General features: G+C 45.7%; 24 protein-coding genes and 1 pseudogene. 14 read left to right on the forward strand and 11 right to left on the reverse strand.

The annotated features are described in order from the left end of the window. Positions 1–88: 88 nt before the first annotated feature. Positions 89–436 carry a hypothetical protein gene (locus P8O70_19805; GenBank protein MDG2199085.1) on the forward strand — a complete coding sequence of 116 codons (348 nt, stop codon included), beginning with the start codon at positions 89–91 and terminating at the stop codon, positions 434–436. A 107-nt stretch (positions 437–543) separates the two neighbouring features. Further along, complete coding sequence (locus P8O70_19810; protein ID MDG2199086.1) at positions 544–777, forward strand: hypothetical protein; 234 nt, start codon at positions 544–546, stop codon at positions 775–777. Here the strand turns inward: P8O70_19810 and P8O70_19815 are convergent. The 5 genes from P8O70_19815 to P8O70_19835 form a co-directional block, all read right to left on the reverse strand. Beyond that, positions 755–931, reverse strand: coding sequence for a hypothetical protein (locus P8O70_19815; GenBank protein ID MDG2199087.1), 177 nt, complete (start codon positions 929–931; stop codon positions 755–757). The two genes, P8O70_19810 and P8O70_19815, sit on opposite strands and share 23 nt — an antisense overlap. A gap of 470 nt (positions 932–1401) precedes the next feature. Beyond that, complete coding sequence (locus tag P8O70_19820) at positions 1402–2097, reverse strand: N-formylglutamate amidohydrolase (GenBank protein ID MDG2199088.1); 696 nt, start codon at positions 2095–2097, stop codon at positions 1402–1404. Positions 2098–2328: 231 nt separating this feature from the next. Beyond that, positions 2329–2901 carry a DUF1349 domain-containing protein gene (locus P8O70_19825; protein ID MDG2199089.1) on the reverse strand — a complete coding sequence of 191 codons (573 nt, stop codon included), beginning with the start codon at positions 2899–2901 and terminating at the stop codon, positions 2329–2331. A 44-nt stretch (positions 2902–2945) separates the two neighbouring features. Beyond that, positions 2946–3164, reverse strand: coding sequence for a hypothetical protein (locus P8O70_19830; GenBank protein ID MDG2199090.1), 219 nt, complete (start codon positions 3162–3164; stop codon positions 2946–2948). Between the two features lie 20 nt (positions 3165–3184). Further along, positions 3185–3316: a hypothetical protein gene (locus P8O70_19835; protein MDG2199091.1), complete on the reverse strand. Its 132-nt coding sequence runs from the start codon at positions 3314–3316 to the stop codon at positions 3185–3187. A gap of 428 nt (positions 3317–3744) precedes the next feature. On the opposite strand from P8O70_19835, the gene P8O70_19840 reads away from it, so the two are divergent. The 7 genes from P8O70_19840 (at position 3745) to P8O70_19870 (ending at position 8957) form a co-directional block, all read left to right on the forward strand. Continuing rightward, positions 3745–3963, forward strand: coding sequence for a hypothetical protein (locus P8O70_19840; GenBank protein MDG2199092.1), 219 nt, complete (start codon positions 3745–3747; stop codon positions 3961–3963). 102 nt (positions 3964–4065) lie between these two features. Next, complete coding sequence (locus P8O70_19845; GenBank protein ID MDG2199093.1) at positions 4066–5121, forward strand: alcohol dehydrogenase; 1056 nt, start codon at positions 4066–4068, stop codon at positions 5119–5121. 86 nt (positions 5122–5207) lie between these two features. After that, on the forward strand, positions 5208–6104 hold the full coding sequence (locus P8O70_19850) for an NAD(P)-dependent oxidoreductase (protein MDG2199094.1): 897 nt from the start codon (positions 5208–5210) through the stop codon (positions 6102–6104). A 43-nt stretch (positions 6105–6147) separates the two neighbouring features. Then, positions 6148–6789: a VOC family protein gene (locus tag P8O70_19855; protein ID MDG2199095.1), complete on the forward strand. Its 642-nt coding sequence runs from the start codon at positions 6148–6150 to the stop codon at positions 6787–6789. Positions 6790–6922: 133 nt separating this feature from the next. Beyond that, positions 6923–7315 (forward strand): pentapeptide repeat-containing protein, encoded by a 393-nt coding sequence (locus P8O70_19860; protein ID MDG2199096.1) that lies wholly within the window; start codon positions 6923–6925, stop codon positions 7313–7315. A gap of 66 nt (positions 7316–7381) precedes the next feature. Further along, on the forward strand, positions 7382–7957 hold the full coding sequence (locus tag P8O70_19865; protein ID MDG2199097.1) for a hypothetical protein: 576 nt from the start codon (positions 7382–7384) through the stop codon (positions 7955–7957). 124 nt (positions 7958–8081) lie between these two features. Continuing rightward, complete coding sequence (locus tag P8O70_19870; protein ID MDG2199098.1) at positions 8082–8957, forward strand: DMT family transporter; 876 nt, start codon at positions 8082–8084, stop codon at positions 8955–8957. Between the two features lie 116 nt (positions 8958–9073). Here P8O70_19870 and P8O70_19875 read toward each other — a convergent pair whose 3' ends face one another. Then, complete coding sequence (locus tag P8O70_19875) at positions 9074–9814, reverse strand: gamma-glutamylcyclotransferase (protein ID MDG2199099.1); 741 nt, start codon at positions 9812–9814, stop codon at positions 9074–9076. A gap of 120 nt (positions 9815–9934) precedes the next feature. Beyond that, positions 9935–10864 (reverse strand): aminoglycoside phosphotransferase family protein, encoded by a 930-nt coding sequence (locus P8O70_19880; protein MDG2199100.1) that lies wholly within the window; start codon positions 10862–10864, stop codon positions 9935–9937. A 701-nt stretch (positions 10865–11565) separates the two neighbouring features. Between P8O70_19880 and P8O70_19885 the strand changes: the two genes are divergently transcribed. The 5 genes from P8O70_19885 to P8O70_19905 all read left to right on the forward strand — a co-directional run bounded on the left by P8O70_19885 (position 11566) and on the right by P8O70_19905 (position 16309). Continuing rightward, entirely contained in the window at positions 11566–14325 is a 2760-nt protein-coding gene (locus tag P8O70_19885) for a response regulator (protein ID MDG2199101.1), read from the forward strand. Between the two features lie 232 nt (positions 14326–14557). Then, positions 14558–14761, forward strand: a complete 204-nt coding sequence (locus tag P8O70_19890) for a hypothetical protein (protein MDG2199102.1) — start codon at positions 14558–14560, stop codon at positions 14759–14761. 222 nt (positions 14762–14983) lie between these two features. After that, complete coding sequence (locus P8O70_19895; GenBank protein MDG2199103.1) at positions 14984–15262, forward strand: hypothetical protein; 279 nt, start codon at positions 14984–14986, stop codon at positions 15260–15262. Between the two features lie 90 nt (positions 15263–15352). After that, positions 15353–15595 carry a hypothetical protein gene (locus P8O70_19900; protein MDG2199104.1) on the forward strand — a complete coding sequence of 81 codons (243 nt, stop codon included), beginning with the start codon at positions 15353–15355 and terminating at the stop codon, positions 15593–15595. Positions 15596–16132: 537 nt separating this feature from the next. After that, entirely contained in the window at positions 16133–16309 is a 177-nt protein-coding gene (locus P8O70_19905; GenBank protein ID MDG2199105.1) for a hypothetical protein, read from the forward strand. A gap of 129 nt (positions 16310–16438) precedes the next feature. On the opposite strand, the gene P8O70_19910 is transcribed toward P8O70_19905, so the two are convergent. From P8O70_19910 to P8O70_19925, 4 genes and pseudogenes are all read right to left on the reverse strand, one after another. Continuing rightward, positions 16439–17200, reverse strand: a complete 762-nt coding sequence (locus tag P8O70_19910) for a pentapeptide repeat-containing protein (GenBank protein ID MDG2199106.1) — start codon at positions 17198–17200, stop codon at positions 16439–16441. A 307-nt stretch (positions 17201–17507) separates the two neighbouring features. Then, positions 17508–19034, reverse strand: a complete 1527-nt coding sequence (locus tag P8O70_19915; protein MDG2199107.1) for a glycoside hydrolase family 32 protein — start codon at positions 19032–19034, stop codon at positions 17508–17510. A 36-nt stretch (positions 19035–19070) separates the two neighbouring features. Beyond that, positions 19071–20067: pseudogene (fba, locus tag P8O70_19920) on the reverse strand (fructose-bisphosphate aldolase class II). Positions 20068–20256: 189 nt separating this feature from the next. Then, complete coding sequence (locus P8O70_19925) at positions 20257–21318, reverse strand: substrate-binding domain-containing protein (protein ID MDG2199108.1); 1062 nt, start codon at positions 21316–21318, stop codon at positions 20257–20259. Between the last annotated feature and the right edge of the window lie 71 nt (positions 21319–21389).

Genomic DNA, 21389 nt, shown 5'->3' on the forward strand with positions numbered 1-21389 from the left:
CACTGTATTTCTAAAGCAACAAGATTTGGAGAAAACACAAATGGCAAACGCTCTAGACGGAACATCCACGGTATGCATTGTTTAGAAAGTGCCTACAGCAGAGGGTGTACAAGCCTTAAGAGATTTTTTTGAATTTCATTACACCTACATGCGTGAAAAAAGTTATCAACAAGGCCCTCTAGAACTGATTCAGTACACAATCTCAGAAAGTCCAGAATATGAACTTTCAGGCGCTTGGCACGAAGGAAAATTTCCCGAAACTACAGGCAGTACTATTTTTACTCTTTTTGAGATTTACAGGACTGAAGATGGCTTACACCATCATTTCATTGATGGTAAGGATTTTGGGCCCGAACTATTTGAAATAGCTACTACACATAACATCGAGTTTCATTTGATGAATCAAATGAAAGTCATTCAGAGTCTCTGGGACTAGTTGCTACCAGAAAACTCATACTCAGAAAAGCAACCAAGTTGTTTAGTTACAGTTCCTTCCTATGATTTCCACTAATTGAGATCCAGTGAATTGAGTTTGTCTGAGTTTTGCCTGTTTCCCTGGCCTCCCTTCATCCTGTGATAGGGCCTCACATTCTGGTAGAGGTACGTCAAGGTGAGTTTGATCCTTTTGGACCCAAGGAACCTACGCCCAGTCGACGCAAGCGCAGATCTCCACGTTTTGAGTTTCTGGGAGCGATCGGATTGCTGCTTGGCATCTTTGGTGTCCTCGGTTTTATGATCTTCAAATTCGCTATCTTCATCTACTACGTGACCGGCTGAGCAATCGTGTAGTATCAGTTCCTGATAGCTTGGTTGTTTCAGCAGCCATTCCTTCCCTGACAATTTCGTACCACACACCCTCCAAGCCAATCCTTCTTCCTTGAAGTGAGAGCTTTCTTCGGACCGCTTGCTGGAGTTGGTTGGGTTGACTCAACGACCTTCTTATGTTGGGCGTCTTAATAGAACCAACTGAGGAAACATACCCGATCATGACAGAGTTGAGAAAAGCTCGGCGGGGCAGGCTTCTTCAAACAGTTTTTTACCTAGGTTATACATTCAAAATCATATGCAGGAGGCATAAAAGGAGCAGGAGCACCTATGTTATCTGGATATTTCTACTCGTAGCAGCCGCCACCATCCTCATCTTATTTCGCCAGCGAAGAAAAGACAGCGAAGCCCTCGACATTCCCTCCGCAATGGTCATGCTCTTTTACCCCACTAAAGGGGAAGGTGATCTGACAATTTGGCAGAATCATCATTTTATACTCGATGTCACGAATCATCTCCGAACTCATCGAAATCGTTCGAGGCGTCTTCTGATTATCACTCCAGCCCTGTGATGAGAACAACTGGTTCAGGAAAGCGTTTAAAATCCGCTGCGAGCTGATTACTAAGGAGGGTTTCCTAACATGCAAAGAACTCTTTCTTCGCCAAATTGGCTCTGACAGAAGCCAACGCTGTGACGACTTTCCGCAAGCCTACAGGGTCAACCGAATAATCTTCATTCAAATAAAGCTTACGGTTGATCTCAATCATCAGTGATTGGACTCGTTGATCCTTTCGATAGTGCTTTAGTGGGACGATTGTTCCACTGAATGGCTCATTGCGCGCTGTAGAATAGCCCAGGCGCTGCAGCTCTGCTTCGACCGCTTCCAACAACTCTGGTGAAGTATGGAAGTCATCGGTTCCTAAACAAAAGTTGGGTCGAGTTGCCTTGGGGTTCATCTTGTAGGGTAGAGCCTTCGAGGGGAAACTGTGTTCATCGATGATCAGGCAGCGATTCTGTTCCTCCATAACTCGATCCACCGTTTCGGTCAATTTTTTGTGATGAGGGTGATAGTACTGATTCAGCAGCTGTTGACGTACTGTAGGACTGGGCTTCTCACGAATGAGTTGACGTAAGGTCCCTTGGGTGTAGAGAACCCCCATCCCAACCCGGTTCATTGGCTCTTCTAAATCATCACAGAATCGCTCCGGATCGACGACAAGCCGACTGACAGGAAAAACCACAGCTGGTGCTTCTGGAAATGCCTGTTGAAAAATCAGGTCTGTCGCATGATCCATGATTTGATCTAACTCAGCCTGAAGTTCTTGATCCAAAAGCAGGAACGTGCCTCACATATCCGCAGGAATTTCGGTGGCAGTGTGTGGGATGTGTAGAACAATCGAGGATATCATTCATCAACATGAGAAGGTGTAGCCTGTTATGCTGGAAATAGCCTTTCAAAAGCTAGCTAGAGAATGACTTGGAAAGACTTTGACAAGAGGGTTCGGGTTTTGAAAAAATTCATTAACTTTCAATGCATCTAAGTTTTATCTGAAACTGAATACTCACTCCTCATGCAGCGTTCGCTCAATCGGTGGACCAATCACCAGATTATCAAAGTCCACCTTGAGTCCGGCTCGCTCTGGAGAGCAACACATCGGACCAATCATCACGGAAGAAGGCATTGAGAGGTATCCCAATCGTGACATTTGCCATTGGCCTCCTTGGTGATACTGAATCCTGAGAGCTTCTGAGTGGCGCGTCAGCCGCAATCGAATTGGTTCAACCCGAACTCCCAACGGAATGACCGACCAATCCGAAAAACCGTCTCGCGTGATCACTGTGCTGAAGTGCTGGATCCCATCGGTGAATTCAATCCCCGTCTTGATCCAGTTGTGAGCATCGACACGCATCATCAAGCCAGCCTGATCATATAGCTCCTCGTAATAGCCATTGATCAAGACCTCTGCTGAGAAATCTCCCGCCACCTCCGTCTGGTAGAAATGCCCGTTGTCTCGCTGAAATCCATAGAAGGTGGATTGCCAAAAATCTGTTTTGAGACCCGTCACCACAGACAATTGTTCCGGAGTGTGGGACCACTCGGGAGGTTCACAGTACCAACTAAATTTTCTTTTCATTCACTTTCCCAAGTTCGGGGGCTTCAGAGAATCAGTCCAATTGTTCACTCTGCCGCTGGCTTTGTAGGTTCTGCCTCACAGTGTCTACGAGCGCCCAAACGTCGATCATCTTCTACGGGAACGTCCTGAACGCGACGGTCTGGTCCCTTGCCCTTGCGCTTGAAGTGCGGTTTCTTTCTGTTTTCTGGAGACCTGCGCTCCATGACCCGACGATCTTCCTCCACCGGTACGTCTTCAACTCTTCGATCTTCTTTTTTTCGCATAGTGTTCCTCTTTGAAAAAATTATTCTAACCGACCCTGGTGATACTCGCTCTTGCGGACTCGGACCTTGGCAATGAAGAAGGCGATAATGATCACACCAACCACTACGGAAATTGCGTACTCCGTCACAAATGCAATGGCAGCTTCTAGCATAGGAACCTCTTTGGATGCGCAGAATGATGGGTTACGGATCAAGCACCAAACAGTTCCAGCATATCTTGAGCTTTTAAAAACCTACAGAGCATTTGCGAATCCAACCATTTTCATGAATTCAGCACTCCCACTTCCACAAAAATTGTGATTCCGCAGAGATGGGTTGAACTGAATTTCAGCCAAGGCTTTTCCCACAACTCCCTTTGTCAAATCAAAGATACTGTCTTGATCATCATTGTTCTCTAATCTGTGCTTCCCAAAAAAGGTAGTTAGAGAACCATGTGCACTGCTTCTCTACTATTTTCTGCTGCAAGATGCCTAATGCTTTTTTTGAAAAAATGAACTAACTCTATTCAGCATAACTGATGGATTGACCTGTCTTTGTAAGCCAGCAGCCACCGATATATCTTTCACCTGATTCATCAACCTTGGAAGACCGTAAGCACTTCTTCTTTCTCAATGTGGGGCACTTTCTTGATCATCTCTTCATGTTGATCTTCGCCAGTGTGGCTGCACTGGTGCTCACCAAGGAGTGGAAGTTGGGGTATTCCGAACTGATTCCATACGCAACTCCAGGGCTCATCGCTTTCGGTGAATTCCCTTACCTGCAGGCTGGCTGGCAGACCGTTGGAGTCGAGAAGGAGTGATGGGAGTGTTTTTTGTGGGAATTGGGTTGGCTGCAATTGGTACCTCTAAAAAGCCAGGTTACATTGCAAGGGAATTTCCACATCATCTACCGGAGATCGTACATGAAAGCTTACCAAATCACCCAATGGGGTCAGCCCCTTGAAGAAAGAGAAGTGGAGACTCCCAAACCAAAGGGCACCGAGGTGCTGCTGAAGGTGACTGCTTGTGGGGTTTGTCACTCGGATATTCACATCTGGGATGGATTCTTCGACCTAGGTGGTGGAAAAAAAGTGACCCTGGAAGATCGTGGACTGAAATTACCCTTCACCCTGGGACATGAGCCACTTGGGGAGGTCGCTGGGTTGGGACCTAGAGCAACAGGAGTTTCCATCGGTGAGAAGCGGATCGCTTATCCGTGGATTGGATGTGGTCAGTGTGATGTCTGTAAGCGGGACCAGGAGTTGATCTGCATGAACCCAATTACAATCGGAACCCGCAGGAATGGTGGTTATGCAGAGTACCTGATCGTGCCTCATCCAAAGTACCTAGTTCCGTATGACGGTGTCGACGAAGCAGTTGCCGCCACGGCAGCCTGCTCTGGAATCACGGCCTACAGCGCCTTGAAGAAAGTAAGACATCTCCGTTCAGATGAATCCCTCCTTATTGTCGGTGCTGGCGGAGTTGGTCTTGCTGGAATTGGAATGGCTAAGGCAGTCGTCAAAGCCAAGATCATTGTGGCAGAGATTGATCCAGCCAAACGAGCCGCCGCGCTTGAAGCTGGTGCCGATGTTGTCTTGGACAACTCTGATCCCTCTGCACGAGAAGAGTTGAGTGCACTGACCAATGGTGGACCGAATGCAGCCATTGATTTTGTGGGAGCCCCTGCAACCGTGGAGTTTGCCTTTGGTGTTATGGCTAAAGGAGCCAGTTTGGTGTTGGTCGGCTTGTACGGTGGCGCTGCGCAACTCTCTACTTCCTTGTTTCCTCTCAAGGTGAACAACATCCTTGGATCCTTCGTAGGAACGCAACAAGATCTTGTCGAGTTACTTCAGCTCATTCGGGAAGGAAAGGTGAAACCTGTACCACTGGTTAGAAGACCCCTGAAAGAGGCCCCTCAAGCGATCCAGGAGCTACGGGAAGGCAAAGCACTTGGGCGCTATGTATTGATCACTGACTAGAGGGCTGGCTTCTATGACAGTAGGTATTCTGTAAGTTGCTTTCACTGCAATCATCCCAATGAATCTTCTAAGTAAAGACGCTTGAAGTGACTCATCCGAAGATCGGCTTTGTAGGACTTGGGCAAATGGGTAGTGGAATGACATCTAACCTCACCACTGCTGGTCAGACTATCTATGTTCATGATCAGTCTGCTTCTGCAATGGCTAGATTTGCTGACACCACCGCTATTTGCTGCCAGAATCTTAGTGAAATTGCGCAGAGCTGCTCTCTGATTTTCCTGTGCTTACCATCCGCAAAAGAAGTTGATGAAGTCCTGTTCGGACCGAACGGATTGATTGACAATGTCAATGCAGAGCTCTCCATCATCGACACTTCGACTCTCGAACGAAGTGAAGCTCTCCAGTTCCATGGTCAGCTTGCCCACAAAGCAATCCAATACGCTGATTGCCCGGTATCCGGATTACCTGCAAGAGCTCGGGAAGGAAAACTAACGCTGATGTTTGGGGGATCACAGACTCTATTTGAGCAAGTGTCTCCACTCCTCGAATTACTCGGAAAGAACATTGTCTATTGTGGGGAGGTGGGTTCTGGACAGTTGATGAAAGCGGTCAACAATATCATTTACAACATCAATATTGTTGCTTTATGCGAGATCCTCCCCTTGGCGGTTACCGGAGGCATCTCCGTTGATGCTCTGGAACAGGTTGTCACATCGGCGAGTTCGCGCAGTTTTGCAGGAGATCACTTCATCCCACGGATGCTAGCCAGGGAATTTGAGGGAGATTTTCCGTTGGCTGGCGCTTATAAAGACATTCTCAACATGCAGAAAGTTGCCACCGAAAAGCAGGCCCTAACACCGTTGATGAATGCGATGATCAGTAGCTACCAGAATGCACTTGCTGATGGTCTAGGAGATGAGCCCAAGAGTGCGATCATCAAGATCTACGAAAAAGTTCTCGGTGTCGAATTCAAGCGGAAATAAACCAACACACCACCTGCTTTAGTTTCAAAGTCCCTTGGAAATCATGACTTCAAAAATTGATCACTTGGTGCTTGGTGCGGAAGATCTGAGTTCTGCAACCCAAGCTTTGGAGTCCGATTTCGGAGTGCCTTTTGATGTTGGAGGAGAGCATCCTGTGATGGGGACACATGATCGGCTCCTTCGGCTCCAAGCTGATATCTACCTTGAAGTGATTGCTGCAAATCCAGCTGCGTTACCGCAACGGATAAGGTGGTTTTCAATGGATGACCCAAAGACAAAACTCCAACTTATTAAAGGAGTTCATCCCCTTTGTTGGGTGCTGCAAGTGGAAGATATCCATGAAGCCAGAAAGAACTGTGGCTACGAACCTTGCGAGGTGATTACTATGTCCCGTGGTGACTTGGAATGGCAGATTACCGTTCCTAAAGATGGTGGCTTGGCTGAAGGTGGCCTATTGCCTGTGCTGATTCAATGGCCGGGTGGAAGAAATCCCGGCCATCGGCTCAACCCGAGTCCAGTACAGTTGATACATCTGGAAATTACTCATCCCAGCCCCTCCAGCATCGAGAATATTCTTCAGAAATTGGGTACTCCACCGGAAATCAACATCACCCGGGGCAACCCTGCTCTATGCTTGCATTTGAACACCCCCAAAGGCTCAGCTGTTCTAAAGTCTGAGCTATAGGGTGAACTCCACCTGACAAGCAGTTCCAAAAATTTTGGAAAAAATATTGGATTCTGTAAAAGATTGTAGAATGCTTGTGCATCATCAATGATGAGCGGTCAACCATGCGCAACTTCAGTCAATCGAGGAATCAATGAGGAACAGATTTTTGCGAAATCTTCTCTCTGTAATTCTTATTCTGTGGATGTGTTCATTCCAGATCTTCGCCTACGATCGTGAAGACTTGGATCAATTACTGAGGACTAATGAGTGCTCAGATTGTGATCTCTCTCAGGCAAACCTAATCGGCATGAATCTGAGAGGAGCGGACCTCAGCGAGGCAAACCTGCAGGGAGCCAATCTACGAGGTGCAGCTCTTATGTTTGCTGATCTCAGTGACGCGAATCTTGTTGGGGCAAATCTCAGTCGTGCAAATCTATATGCAACAAATCTTTACGATGCGGATCTATACGGAGCAAATCTGTATGGAGCTAGATTCTGCAATACCGTCATGCCCGATGGAAGAACGGCAATCAAAGGTTGTTGAAAGAATTGACAGTCTCAAATTTTCAATTCCTGCAGACCTTGAGTGTGATCAAACCTGAAGAGGAATATGAATATCATTCGACGTAAGCTGTTTCAGTCCTTGGGGCTTTTGATCGGGGTCTATGCATTATCATCTCAGCAGAAGGTCTCGGCTGATGGGCTTCAAAACACTCCCCAAAGTCCATTGCACCCATTGATTCAGGCATTGCGTCAAACCCATAAGCCTGTTTGTCTCTCCGCCGCACAGCGACTGGAAAAGCAATCTGGTAGTGGTGAGACGTTTAATCTGCATCTTCGCAGCGCTAATCTAGATATTTCTGATGCACAGCTGTTGGCAAACGCTTTTACTTCGATTCAGCAACAAGGTGACTTACCATTGAATTCTTTCAGTGTCAGTTACAATCCGGGTATTGAAACAGGCGGAGTTCAAGCGTTGCTGTCCAGTCTCCCACATGATGTGAATGAAATCGGACTGGTGGAATGTCAACTGGGAGACGATGTTGGTGAATTGCTGATTCACTTCATGGCTCACTCTAGTAATTTGAAAATGATCTGCGTAGAAGGCAACTTGTTTTCTGCTTCGATGAGGGGCCAGATTGCCTCAGCAGGAAAAAAGCTGGGCGGTTGTGTGACAATTGTATGATTTCTTTCAAGATCAAAAACCCGTTTCAAGTTACTGAACAAATTTCTTTCTTCTCTTTCCATTCCCAGCATCTGAGCACTTCCTAGATTTTACGTGTAACTCGCTCCCTTTATTGAAATCAACTATGAATCCTGCTGGGACAACTCCGTCCTATCTTCCTGGAATCCTGGCGATGCTGCTGGGACAATTATGTTTTTCAATCAATGATGCGCTTATCAAGTACAGTGTGGGGTTGCACAGTGATCAGCAGAGTATCTTTCTACTACTTTTCCTACGGGGGTTACTGGTCTGTACGATGACAACTGGTTGGTTAATCGGTCAAAGGCAGTTTTCTCCAAAAAATTTATTTGCCCTGAATGACATGCACCTTCGTGGGTGTGTTGAAGTGCTTTTGACCGGAGCTTTTTTTGCTTCAATCCTGCTGCTGCCACTCTCTGATGTCTACACGATCATGCTCTCGGCTCCACTGATGATCACAGCTTCAGGTTCTTTTTTGCTCAAGGAAAAGGTTCATTGGAAGAGTTGGTTGGCAGTTATACTGGGTTTCAGTGGTGTCTTGATCGTGATGTGGCCAGATGATCTTGGTTTTCAAGTTGCCTATCTTCTGCCTCTATTGGCCACAACTCTTCTGGTCCTGCGCGAGTTGCTCACAAAACGGATGGCACCTCAGTATCGAGGAATAGAGGTCGTCTTAGTGACCTCTCTAATGACCACTCTGGTAGGTGGGATTCTCGCTTTCTTTTGGGAAACATCGCTGAATTTCAATGCAATCCCTTATTTGATGGGTTCAGCCTGCATGTTGACGGTGGGTTATTTGATGGCTGTGCTAACCATTCGTCTGGCTCCAATTTCCGTTACTTCTCCAGTACGCTATTCCATCATTATTTTCGGGGCATCCAGCGCCTATCTAATTTTGGGGGAAACACCTTCAATTAACACAATTCTCGGCTCATTGATCATTGCTGCCAGTGGTCTTTTCGTATTCCATAGAAATCGATAATCTTCCCTGTAAATACATCGTATGTGATATATATTTTATCTAATTTATTCAAATAATTTAAGTAATTTTTATTAAAAAAATTTAATATGAAATATGGAAGACAAATTGATTTAGACTTACTTGGGTTCTTTTGGAAAGAGGTGACGCATCCTCAACACAGAAGCTAGGCCCAGTGCAGGTGTCAACACAACCGCATAGAGTAAACCCTTGGCAAGGTTGGGCAGCCAACTCTCATCAATCCAGCGCAAGGACCGAAAAAGAAAGACCATCAGTTTTGGTACCCCAAGACAACCAAAACACATCGCCATGTCGAACAGGAGCTTGGAAATCAGGTTTGTGATTGGTCCTTTTTGATAATGTGGCAGAGCATCAAGCTTCTCAATATATTCTGGATCAAGCCCATTCAGGCGGGCACCGGTTCGAATCAATTCGAGATAGCGCAGGGTAGGTGGACGGTCCTGGGGCAATTTTCTAGCCTCCAGTGCTCTGAATACAAAAGCCTTTTGGACTTTTCCGCAATAGGTCTCCACTTCCACAGCTTCACGCGTATAACTTTGGTCTCCACCCTCACTTTGTACAAGCTTTGCGAAATCCTCAGCACACAGCCGGATCAGCACCCCATGCACTGTTTCCTCTGGATCAGGTTCGACACCTGCCATTGATGGTTCTAACCACGAAATTCCCTGCAAATTGAAAGCGAGACGCCAACCTTTGAGCTTAGCGGGGAAACTCTCCTTGATTACCAGATTGGCTCGTCCCTGTAACTTGTCGGGATGCATGTTGGAGCCAATGGCAAAATTCCAAATATCTTCCGCAGTTTGTTCTATAGGATTTTCAGCAGATGTGGGGGGGATCATGGGGTTAAATTGTAGTTTAAAGCGAAACTAAGTTGCTTGGGCTTTTTTTCGGTAGCGTGGTTATCAATTGAGTGAGTGAAGCAAGCTAAGGTCAATGTTGAGGTGACCGAATTCGAATTCCTACATGTTGACAAGTTCGCACATCTGATCAGCTGTTTCCTTTAAAACCAGCCAATTTTCTGCATGTGCATTGTATGCAATATGATCCAAACCAATGTGCAGATAGCAAGTGTTAAGTCGTTCTTGTAGATTTGTTGGCGCATAGCCAACTTGAATCCAGTGATTTTCCAGAGCCTTTCGAAGAAGGGGAACATCAAGATTTGTGTGCCAGGAGGCCCAGAACTCAAACCAGGCCAAATCGTAGAGGTGGTCTCCCAAACGTCCACATCCCCAATCAAAGACTGCGTTGATGTGTTCGTCATCAACTAGGACATTACGATTCATCAAATCACAATGCAGCAAAGAACGAGGGACATCTGTTAAGGCAAAATTCTTCAACTTATCCAACCCTCGCTCAAAAGCATCCATTCCTGAAGGAGAATTCTGTTCCAGTTTGCGACGCCAACCATGAGTGCGTTGGATCGGCTTGTCTTCAACAACAGTGAGCAGATGCTCCCTCCAAGTAGCACAATTGGCGGTGCCATCTTTGTCCCAATGCCCCACTCCAGTGGTCTCTTTGAGATCAGCAGTCCGCAAAGCTTCTAGTACATTGACCAAATCTGGAATCACGCCCTGCCAAACCTCAGGGTCCACATTCTCAAGATGAATACCATGTGCTCTGCGAGAGATAGCAAAGTAGCCATCCAGCGCCTCCCCCACCTCAAATACCTCGGGAATAGGGAGCTGTGCTGAGCTAAATCTAGCCGCCCAGCTGTCCTTTTGAAAATCTTCGATGTAATGCCCAAAGCGGATCACATATTCCCGGTCTCCAACAAGGTATCCAAAACAACGAGACCAAGCGCCCTCCCCGATCATCGTAAGCTGTTGAGGCTCAGCTGAGAGATGACTTCGTAGAAATTGATGAGCTTGCTCGAGGGATACCGATGACATCGATCTTGAAGTGAGGGCCGTGTTCCAAAAACCTGAGAATTGAATCAATCCTTTGAAACAACGAAAGTGCTCGCTAATTGCGAGTACTGACAAGAAGTTTGTCCAGACCGATCCTTTTGATGGATGATCTGAGCAAATTAATCCAGTTCTTTGTCAGTGTCAGCAAGATGATGAGTAGGAACTAGAGAACAGGAGATGATTTGGGATCGGTTGGTACAGCCAGGAAAAGTGACTTTAAAACCTGACTGTGCCCTGAGATGAGAGGATTGGGCTAAGACAAGACCCTCACCCGAGGTCGTTGTAGAACTATGCAAACAAAGATAAGCCTCAGCACCCAGAGAGACACGTAGCAAATTCTCTGGGCGTGAGAATCAGTAGAGAGTGAATCACTCCCCGTTTGAGCAAGATAGTCATGAAGATTTTCTCGGTTCCACTGCTTGGCTCCGAATCTTCATAATATAGGCATCCTTTCCTGAAAACTCCGGACTCTCAACCTATGGGCGGTACGTTAGTCTCTAGTTGATTATTTACCAGCAAAGTTTGAGAGCACATTGAGTAGATTTTAATTAAGTTATTGATAAATTTAATGAAAATTTAAAAGTGTGAAAAGCGTAATTCCAAAAAAATATCTTTTTTTATTTTATTGAAAAACCTATGGTGCTGATTTCAAAAGTCAACTGCTTTGATTCCTTTTGCTGACCATGCTTCACAGATACTCATTCACAATTTGGATTCTGATTTTAGTCGGGAATATTCTCTCAGGTGTTTCCAGCTGGGCGAAGTCACCCAGCGAGCTCAATGCTGGGTTTGAGTCAATCCATCTTCGCTCCGAATTGGAGTTCCTTGAAGATCCCTCAGGATCGATGTCGTTTGAGCAAGTGCTGGGTGCTGAAAATCAGCAGCGCTTTCAGCCCAACGGAGAAATGGTTTTTAATCAGGGAATTACGAACTCGGTCTATTGGTTGCGTTTCAGTGTCGCTAATACCACCGCCAATTCCATCCCCCTAATATTCAGTATTGATAACATCTACGGATCACTTGAACTCTATGGGATAAAGCCGACTGGAGAGAGTTTCTTAGTTTTCAAGAAATCAGCCCGACAGCTTGTCAAGGAGGGAGGAACGACCTGGGATCTGAAGAACACTTCAATATCAGCAGATGCTAATCAGCAAACAGATTACTACCTGCGTCTGGAACCCAACCTGATTCTACGAGCAGAAATTTCACTTTGGAAACCAGAGGCTCTTAGAGAGCATTTCACTGATAAATACAATCTACTGAGTGTTAGCTGGGGAGCGATTGGTTGTAACGCATTTTTCAGTCTTTTGTTCTTCTTTTTTCTTCGCGATAGAACCTACCTATTCTACGGCCTGCATCTACTTTTTTTCACCTTCCACCGCATGCTAACTAAGGGATGGTGGATCACTGACTTTCCAAGCCTCGATTGGTTCAACTGGGTACGCATCTATGTTGTTGGATTGTCAATCATCACTGTATTACTTTTCTTTTCAAAAGTCCTAGAGCTAAAAAAGAAACATCCAATTTTGCACAAGATCATCAGATCCGCTGTGCTCTGCATACTTGGAATCTCATTCCTAGTGGCTTGGTTCGAGCCCAATCAAGCATTTGGAGTCTTCATGATCCTCTCAGCCATTTCCACCCTATTTCTGCTGATTCCTTACAGGGCTTGGAGAACTGGAGATAAGAACGCCCTTTTCTATTCCCTGGGCTGGGGAATCCTATGCGTATCTACTTTGATAGGAACCCAAAATGCCATGGGATTTCTGGAGTTTCCCACTTCTGTCTACTTAGTGATGGAATTGGGCGCTTTTTCAGAATCCCTCCTTTTCTCAATTGCATTGGCATTTCGAGTTCCTCAGAATGTTCAGGAACGCCAGAGAGTTCAAGAACAATTGTTGAAGCAAATGCAGGCGACTGAACGCTTCAAAAATCAATTTCTGGCAAACACCTCTCATGAATTGAAAACACCTTTGCATGGTATCATGGGACTCGCAGAAAATATGTTCCTGGAAGCTCGTCAGCGAGGCATGCAGCAGATGTCTGAAACACTCCATTTGATGATCCAAAGTGGAAGGCGTTTGAATCTGCTCATCAATAATCTACTGGACCAGGCAGCACTAGTAGAACATCGATTAACACTGCATCCAGAGCTATGCTACCTACAGCCTCTTGTGCGCTCTGCGGTTGACCTGATCAACGTCCAATTTTCTACCAAAAAACTCCGCGTCGAAAATCAGGTTTCTGAGTTTGTCCTCCCAGTTCATGCGGACCCATCAAGGATCGAACAGGTTTTGCTAAACCTCCTTTACAATGCCTGTAAATTTACCTCACAAGGACGAATTCAAATTCGATCTGCAACAGATGATGAGAGTTTGCGAACCGAGATTCATGATTCAGGACCAGGTGTTCATGATGATGATCGTAAAATGATCTTCGAAGCCTTCGAACAACAGAACTCAGCTGTGACGGAAGGCATCGGCCTAGGCCTTTCAATCTCGAAAGAAATCATTGAGGAACATGGAGGCCAAATCGGAGTAGAGTCTTCTCCTCTGGGTGGGGCGTGTTTCTGGTTCTCTCTGCCACTGGCGCAACCCACCCAAATCCCTTTGATGGAGGAGGGGACCAATGAAAAATCCAGTGATGAAATTTCTTTTCTGCCAAAAGTCACACCAAATTTAAAGACCAGTGGGAGTATTTCCATTTTGATCGTCGATGATGATCCCGTAAATCTGCACATCCTAACAGGGATGCTCACTGAGACTGACTGGACCTTTACCTGTTGTAGCTCTGGTCAGGAAGCTCTGGAGTTGATGAGTCAAACCTCAGAATTTGACTTGGTGTTACTGGACTTGATGATGGATGGAATGGACGGCATTGAGCTCTGTACAACTCTTCGCCAACGATTTGCCAAGGAGGATTTGCCGATTCTCTTCCTGACTGCACTGAGTCGGAGTGAGGAGCTTACCCAGGCTTTTGAAGCAGGTGCAAACGACTATCTGACAAAGCCAATTCAGAAAGCGGAATTGAAAGCAAGAATTTCTTCACAGCTGGAACTCGCTCAATTGCGCCATTTAAATCCACCGGCTGTTCATGGAAAGAGTAAATCCATGAGAGATCTGCTCGCCCAAACCATGCAGGTAGTAGTTCATTGCTGGGAACATTGCCAAGGAAAGGATCAAATTTCTTTGGCTCAGGAATCAAAACTTTGGGGGGCATACCTGGATAAGACTAATGGGGTCTGGCGATCACCCGGAATTAGACAATACCTTTCAGCCTCCTCCATGCCTCAAAGGCCCCGCTGGCGTAAAGTTGCTCAGACTGTTGAGTTTCTCCAAGCTCAACTTCCGAAGGATGACTCCCACCATCAAGAACTTTCAGAGTTACTTGCAGAAATCTACAAGAAGTCCCACCAGGAAGGCCCTAATTCATCCGAGACCTAATGTCCCCAACTCTGACTAAATTCCCACCGTTTCCTCTATTCCTTCCCGTCTGCAAAGCAATCTTTAATCTGAATTAGTCCAATCAAGCTGATTAAATTTTCATATATATTCAATGGCTTGTTCTAAATTTACTCAAAATGCTCTCAATCTTAGCTGGCAAAAATTTGGGGGCAAACTACTGTCTCTCCCAGCGTTTCAATCCTAATCAATTGTTCTTCCTCGCAGTCACCCCATGATTGTTCAATACAAAAGAACTGACAATCAACATCAATTCAGTATCCAGGGGGAAGCAACTGAAAAGGAGGTAGAGGCAATTCTGCAACGATTTCAGGAGTTGCTTCATCCTGAACCGGGCTTACAGGTCAATCTTGTTTTGGATTGTTCAGACTATCTGGGGAGACGTTCTGAAGACTCTGCTCCTCCCGAAGGCAGCTAATCCTGAATTTGCTTCCGTTAGGGGAATCGAACTTCTCACTCTAGTCCGACTTACAAAGAATTAGGAACCAGATGGTTCTAGGCGTAACAGGCGGGATGCCCATGAAATCATTGTCATATCAGGTTTCTCGCAACCACAAAATAGGATGCTTACTCATTTAGCAAAAGTGGTGTGAGGAACTGTGATAACAGAATCTCTCTCAGCATTGGGAAGGAGAGCACCATGTCATTTTCTCAGCCTTTGAATCCAACCAAAAAATTCGCGACACATCGGATGTTTTTTCGACCTCGTGACTGGGAAGACCTTAAAGTTCATTTGATCTTCTCGGCAGGTCGCCTTTCGCCAGAGTTGTTTGATTTGTTGCTCCGATGGCTGGGTCGACGAAAGGAAGAGCCCCAAATCTGTTTGTTGTTCTGGCTCGCCACCTACAATCCAACTTTGTTTCATTTGATCTTGGCAGTTCGTCGTTTCTTACTCAGCCCTCTGCAACTGATCAAATAGACTCTGGAACATCATTAAACTAGTTTTGAGCAAGAAATATTATCAACAGCACCCCGCTCAATTAGACTTACTTTTTGAACAGTGACGACCATGACTCACTTTCCTGGCAGGGTTCTCCCAAAACAATCTCGTAAAACTGAGAGCAAGCGGCCAACTCGTGAAGAGATTGAAGATCAAGTGGCCAAGTTCCTACAGCAAGGAGGAGTGATTCAGCAGCTTCATCCTGAAGCTGCCCAAAACACTGGGCTTGCAGAAATCGGTTCGCAAATAGATTTGAACATTCAAGGGTTGAACGAGGAAGCTCGATTGAATCTGGATAATTTCAGCAAATAGTTGAAAAAATGGATTGATTTTCAGTCCACTTGTTCAGGGATGATCTCTAACGATTCGTCCTTCACATCATCCGTCCTCCAAAACTACAGTCTCCAACTTTCAGGCGGACTCCTTTCGCTAATTCCCCCCGTAAGCTCATCTCTTTCACAAATATACTAAATCCAAAGACAAGCATTGTACTTGAACTACCGCTGGAGGATGACCACTCTTCATCCAGTCCACCTGGCTGTACCAGGGCTTTTTCTACTTTTTAAAGTATATCGGTGCTTTACTCTTCTTCACTGGGAGGAAATATTGTGATTACAATTCATTTAGATAAAATGCGTCAACTAGCTTGAATATGTATTCATCAGAAGAACTTCATATCGACTAAAATTCTAATTTTGTTCATTCAATTTAAATACATCAATCCTCTCTATCATTTTCCTCCCCCCGCTCTCCTCTGAATTCAGGATCTCTTTTGATAAGATATTAAGTAGACAGTCGGTGCAACAGCCACTGACGAATTAGCAATTATGAACACTTGAGGAGATTTCTATGAGTGGGCTGAACAACCTCTTTTTTGGATTCATCAAAGTCGGTATCCTCTTGGTTATCTTGTCGCTGATTGTGGCAGGAATCATGTCAGAAGGTACTGGGTTCGTGCTGGGGATTGCGTGCGCTGGCTTGGTGAGTATGGTCTTTGTGGTAGCTCTGCTGGAACAGAAGTCCTGATTAGTCAATTCCGCTTAATCTCTCATTTTGTGGCAGGAGAGCTTACATCTTCTGCCAGCTTCTCCACGACTCCGATAAGGCGCCCGTTCTCGCCAAAAGCAAGCATCACTTCAAACAATCCACTTCCCTTCAACGGACATCCATTGTCCAACAATCCCTGAAAGACCTTCGGACATTCGGCAAGATCGAGTAGCATAATTTCGCGGCTCGTAGCTCTGGAATAATATAGCGTCCATTTGTGACGATTGCCCCAGTCAGATTAGTGTGAAAGAGGTTTGCTTCTTCAAAGTTCGCCTTCACCAAATTCGTATCTGAGAGATTTGTCCTTGTAAGCGTTGCTCTCAAAAGAGTTGCAGGAGAAAGGTTGGCCTTCGCCAAATCAGCATCTGTAAGGTTGGCTCCAGAAAGATTGGCTCCAGAAAGATCTGCTTCTTTCAGTAGGGTTCCCTTGAGGATTGCATTACTAAGATCAGCATCCCTGAGAGTCACTCCTGTAAAATCTGCGTTGGAGAGATCAGATCCAGAAAGATTGGCTCCTGGCAAATAACTACCGGATAAATCAGCTCCTTGCAGATCCACTCCTGATAGATTTGCACCCTCTAAATTGCAACCTCTCATACTCGCTGAGAACAAGTGAGCCCCTTGCAAGTTGACCCCAGTCAGATTGCTATTGTTCAAATTCGAACCCTCTAAATGAGCATTTGCTAAGTTGGCATTGCTCAGATCAAAATTGATGAACTGGACCCCTGCCAAATTTCCAGCTTCCAGGTTGCAACTCCGGCACTCCCGATCTTCGGCGAGTCTCTTGGTCATGCTGTAGTCCATTGAGAATCCCTGACCTGAGAGGCAGGCAAAGAGAGCCACAAGCATCATCATTTGGTAGTTTGCCATTTTAATCTCTGTGACCGATTGGGAATGGAAAGGACATCCAACTACTCAAGTAATCACCTGCCACCGAAAATCTAGATTGGGCAATTGGCTTGATAGAGCTAGCTTTCGAAGCAGGGGTAGACTGTCGACTAGTATCTTACCACGATCATATAATCAATTCAGCTAATCTCGTAAGATTGATACGTGATGCAAGAGGAGATCTTCAGCGAGGAAAGATAGGGTAGGTTTCAGGAAGAAGAGAGGGTGACCTGAGGCCAAGCCTGATTTGCTGACAAGAAAGCCCGGCAGAATCTTCATCAAAGAAGCTTCAGGCATTCACAGTGGTCTTCAGCCCATACGTTCGCAGCCCCAGAAGACGGGCCCTACCAGCAATCGTGCTTATGGAGAGTTCGTTACTTTCTGGATTGGAGAAGATATTATTGGTCATAGTGGTCCGACCATAATCCGTAAAAATTTCAATCGAAATACTGTCCAAGAAAATCCTGACAGTAAGCTCGGATTGGCTCGCTGATTCCAGTAGGCACTTGCGCTGTAGAGCAGAGATGTTCCCCGAGCGTGTTCGATCAAAGATCATCTCACCTTTCGCCAGGTCAAACTCCAGCTTTGTCTCCTGCTCAGCAGAGCCACGCAGGCTAAAAACAATTCGCTGCGCAGTGGTTTCTGACAAATCAAAGCTGGCAATAATTTCACAATGCACACCGTCCCCAGCAGTGAAGGGCAAGGGTTTAGCTTCTTCGATCACACAGGGGGCATAGTATTGTTCGTGCTCCCGAAGCTTTTCCACCTCAGAGACCGGCTCACTCACAAGTTTACCATCAGGGCACAGACGGATCTGACGCGGTAGCGTAAGGCTACCATACCAACCCAATTCACTGGTATCATATTTACCTCGACACCATGGCATAAAGGGCCATGAACCAACCCAAGCCATGATTAAATCACGGCCCCTATCATCCCGAAAATGCTGTGGTGCATAATAGTCAAAACCCAAATCGACTGAACCCATCGTCTGCCAATGGAACTTCCCAGTTTGCTCATCAAAATCTCCTGTCAGATAAACCACTTGTCTCTCTTGCAAGCCCATAGGCGAATACATCAGAATCCACTTACCATCTAGTGAGAAAAAATTTGGACACTCCAACATAGTGCCCAACTCTCCACCGCTCTCTACAAGATAATTGACAAATTCCCAATTCTTGAGATTTTTTGAGCGGTGCAGACAAACTTTTCCCAGGCCGTTTTTTTGGCTATTCGAAGGCTCAATCAGATCACTCACTCCATCAGTCACCCCAGTAACCATGTACCATAAATTCCCCTGTTTCCAGACTTTGGGATCCCGGAAGTCATGGGGATTGATTTCAGGTGGAGGTTCAGCAAGTACTGGATTTTGATCTGATTTGGTAAAGTTCATACCATCTGAAGAACTGGCCATGCACTGAACCTGTCGGTTCTTAGCACAGCCCGTGTAATAGAGAATCAGTTCATCCTGATGTTCAATTGCGGATCCAGTGAAGATTCCACCACCTTCCCAACCGTCATAATCTTCACTCGGTGCAAGTGCTTCAGGCTGATGCTCCCAATGAATCAGATCAGTGCTGATGGCGTGTCCCCAGTGCATCGTACCCCACTTTCCACTGAAAGGGTGATGCTGGTAAAACAAATGAAACTTTCCCTGAAATTGAATCAATCCGTGTGGATCATTCATCCAACCCACAGGGGTTTGAAAATGATAATTTTCTCTCCATGGATGCTGCGCAATTTCAGCTTTGTGTTGAGCAACATATTCTTCAACCCGGTGAATTTTTTCTTGGTGTAACTTTGCGTTGAAGCCCATGCTATTCTCCAAAAGTGTATAAGAAGTTTTGGTGTTTCAATTTCTGTCCAAGAACCCTGATCGGTAATCCGACGCCATTTCTTCTTCTAAATCGTGAGATCTTGTTTTAATTTTTGGCGCCTGTCCTGCGGTATTGAACTGCTCAGAGCGAAGTTTGGCGACTTTCTCCATTACGACCATTGCAGGCTTCAAAAATTTTCGAGGGGCAAACTCAGTTTTTTCTTCAGTTGCAACTTTGTGCATTGCTCCCGTCATTGCCAAGCGGCAATCAGTATCAATGTTAATTTTTCGAACCCCATACCGAATGCCCTTTTGAATCTCTTCGACAGGAACACCCCAAGTTTGAGGCATTTTACCACCGTGGTGGTTGAAGATATCCTGAAGATCCTGTGGAACACTGGATGAGCCATGCATTACCAAGTGTAGATCTGGCATTCTTCGATTGATTTCCTTCACAATATCCATAGCCAGAATATCTCCATCAGGTTTTCTCGTGAATTTGTATGCCCCATGTGAAGTACCCATTGCAATTGCCAGTGCATCGACCTGAGTTTGCTTGACAAAATCTTCAGCTTGCCCAGGATTTGTAAGTAGTTGGTCTCGACTGAGTTTACCCTCGGCGCCGTGACCGTCCTCCTGTTCAGACTCACCACTTTCAAGTGATCCGAGGCAACCTAACTCTCCTTCAACAGAGACTCCAACTGAATGCGCAGTTTCAGTGACTTTTGCTGTAATGTTCAAATTGTATTCGTAGGAAGACGGAGTTTTAGCGTCTTCTTCAAGTGATCCATCCATCATTACTGATGTAAATCCATTTTGTATGGCAGAGAAACAGTTGGTCGTATTGTTACCATGGTCTTGATGTAAGCAGATTGGAGTTTTGGGGAACATCTCCTCAGCCGCTTGAATCATGTGTTGGATCATTGCATCACTAGAATAACTGCGAGCTCCTCTTGTAACTTGCAGAATTACAGGTGCTTCCACGGACTGAGCGGCCTGCACTTATGGCAATAAGTTGCTCAATGTTGCTGATGTTAAAGGCAGGTACACCTTAACCTTCAAGCGCAGCATGATCTAACAGTTGTCTCAATGTGATGCGTGCCATGTTGAAAAAATTGAGTTTCTGGATTGCTAAGGAGTAGCATCCCGAAAGGCGCTAACTTTAATGAAAGCAGCCTTTCAGGACTAGGAAGGAGATAATTACCAATGAATCAATGTAATTTTATTGATTCCAGGTACTTGAGAAGTTTTCAATAAATCCGGCCAAGTCAGCGTCAGGATTATACACCCGTGAGAGATCCCGAATTTCATTAGGAGTAAGCACGCACCCGTTCAAGAACTGACGTTCATAAGCATCAACGTTGGATGCATTTACAGGAATGAGGCTGAAGTCAGGCTGGGTATCTTCAATGGGGAATCCATGCAAATAGTCATAAAGATGAATCATTGCAAAACCACCTCCCATCCAATGCCCCCCGATACTGAAAGACAACTTACCATCACGAATATTTTGCGCGACTTGCTCATCTATATCGCACGTAATGACGTCAATATCTGTTCGCCCAGCTTGCTCAAGAGCGAATTGTGCACCAAGTCCAGCAGTTGCACCTAAAACAATCACTGCATCAATCTCTCCCTCTCCAAAACGTGCAACGTATTGCTCCGCATACTTGATTCCAGTCTCCCGACTCAGCCGATCTCGGCCTTCCATGATCACTTCAGCATCAGGATACTTGTCAATTACTCTTTGAGCTCCTGCCCAAATATATTGCGTTGTGATGACATCCTTCGGATTCCAAATCATGGCAATCTTTCGGTGGCCATCATCAATCGCAGCCTGAGCCATCGCAGCACCCCAAGCATCCAGGTTGGTGCCCATCTGTCCAATCAAGAACTTGCCATTGTACTCTTTCTCATAATCGGCAACTACCACTCTTCCGGCTGTCATGCCAGGAATACGGTTGCGTTCCAGTAATCTGGCGACTTGAGCTCCAGCAGGTGAGGTCAATGGGTTGAAAACTATTGCATCTGGTTGGCGGGCTACCAAAGATTCTGCCTGGCTTACGTGTTTACTCTCACTGTTTTCATCATCGGCAAGAATTTGCTCAATATTCAATGCCCTGGCGACACATTCCTGAAAACGGTGGCGGTTAATCACCCAAGGGTTAGTCTGAGGCTGACCCAAATCAGCAATTACCAAATCCTTGCGAGGCGTGACTGCTTCAGCAAAAGGGATCGGAGCCAACAGCAATACACCTAGCAAGCCATGAAGAAATCGTCTCATGTTACCTCTTCAGAAAAAAATTATTTTCGTGAATAAAATGACTAAATCAAGGTCTCCACTACATCTCTTCA

This window comes from SAR324 cluster bacterium, from assembly GCA_029245725.1.
In the GTDB taxonomy this organism is placed as follows: domain Bacteria; phylum SAR324; class SAR324; order SAR324; family NAC60-12; genus JCVI-SCAAA005.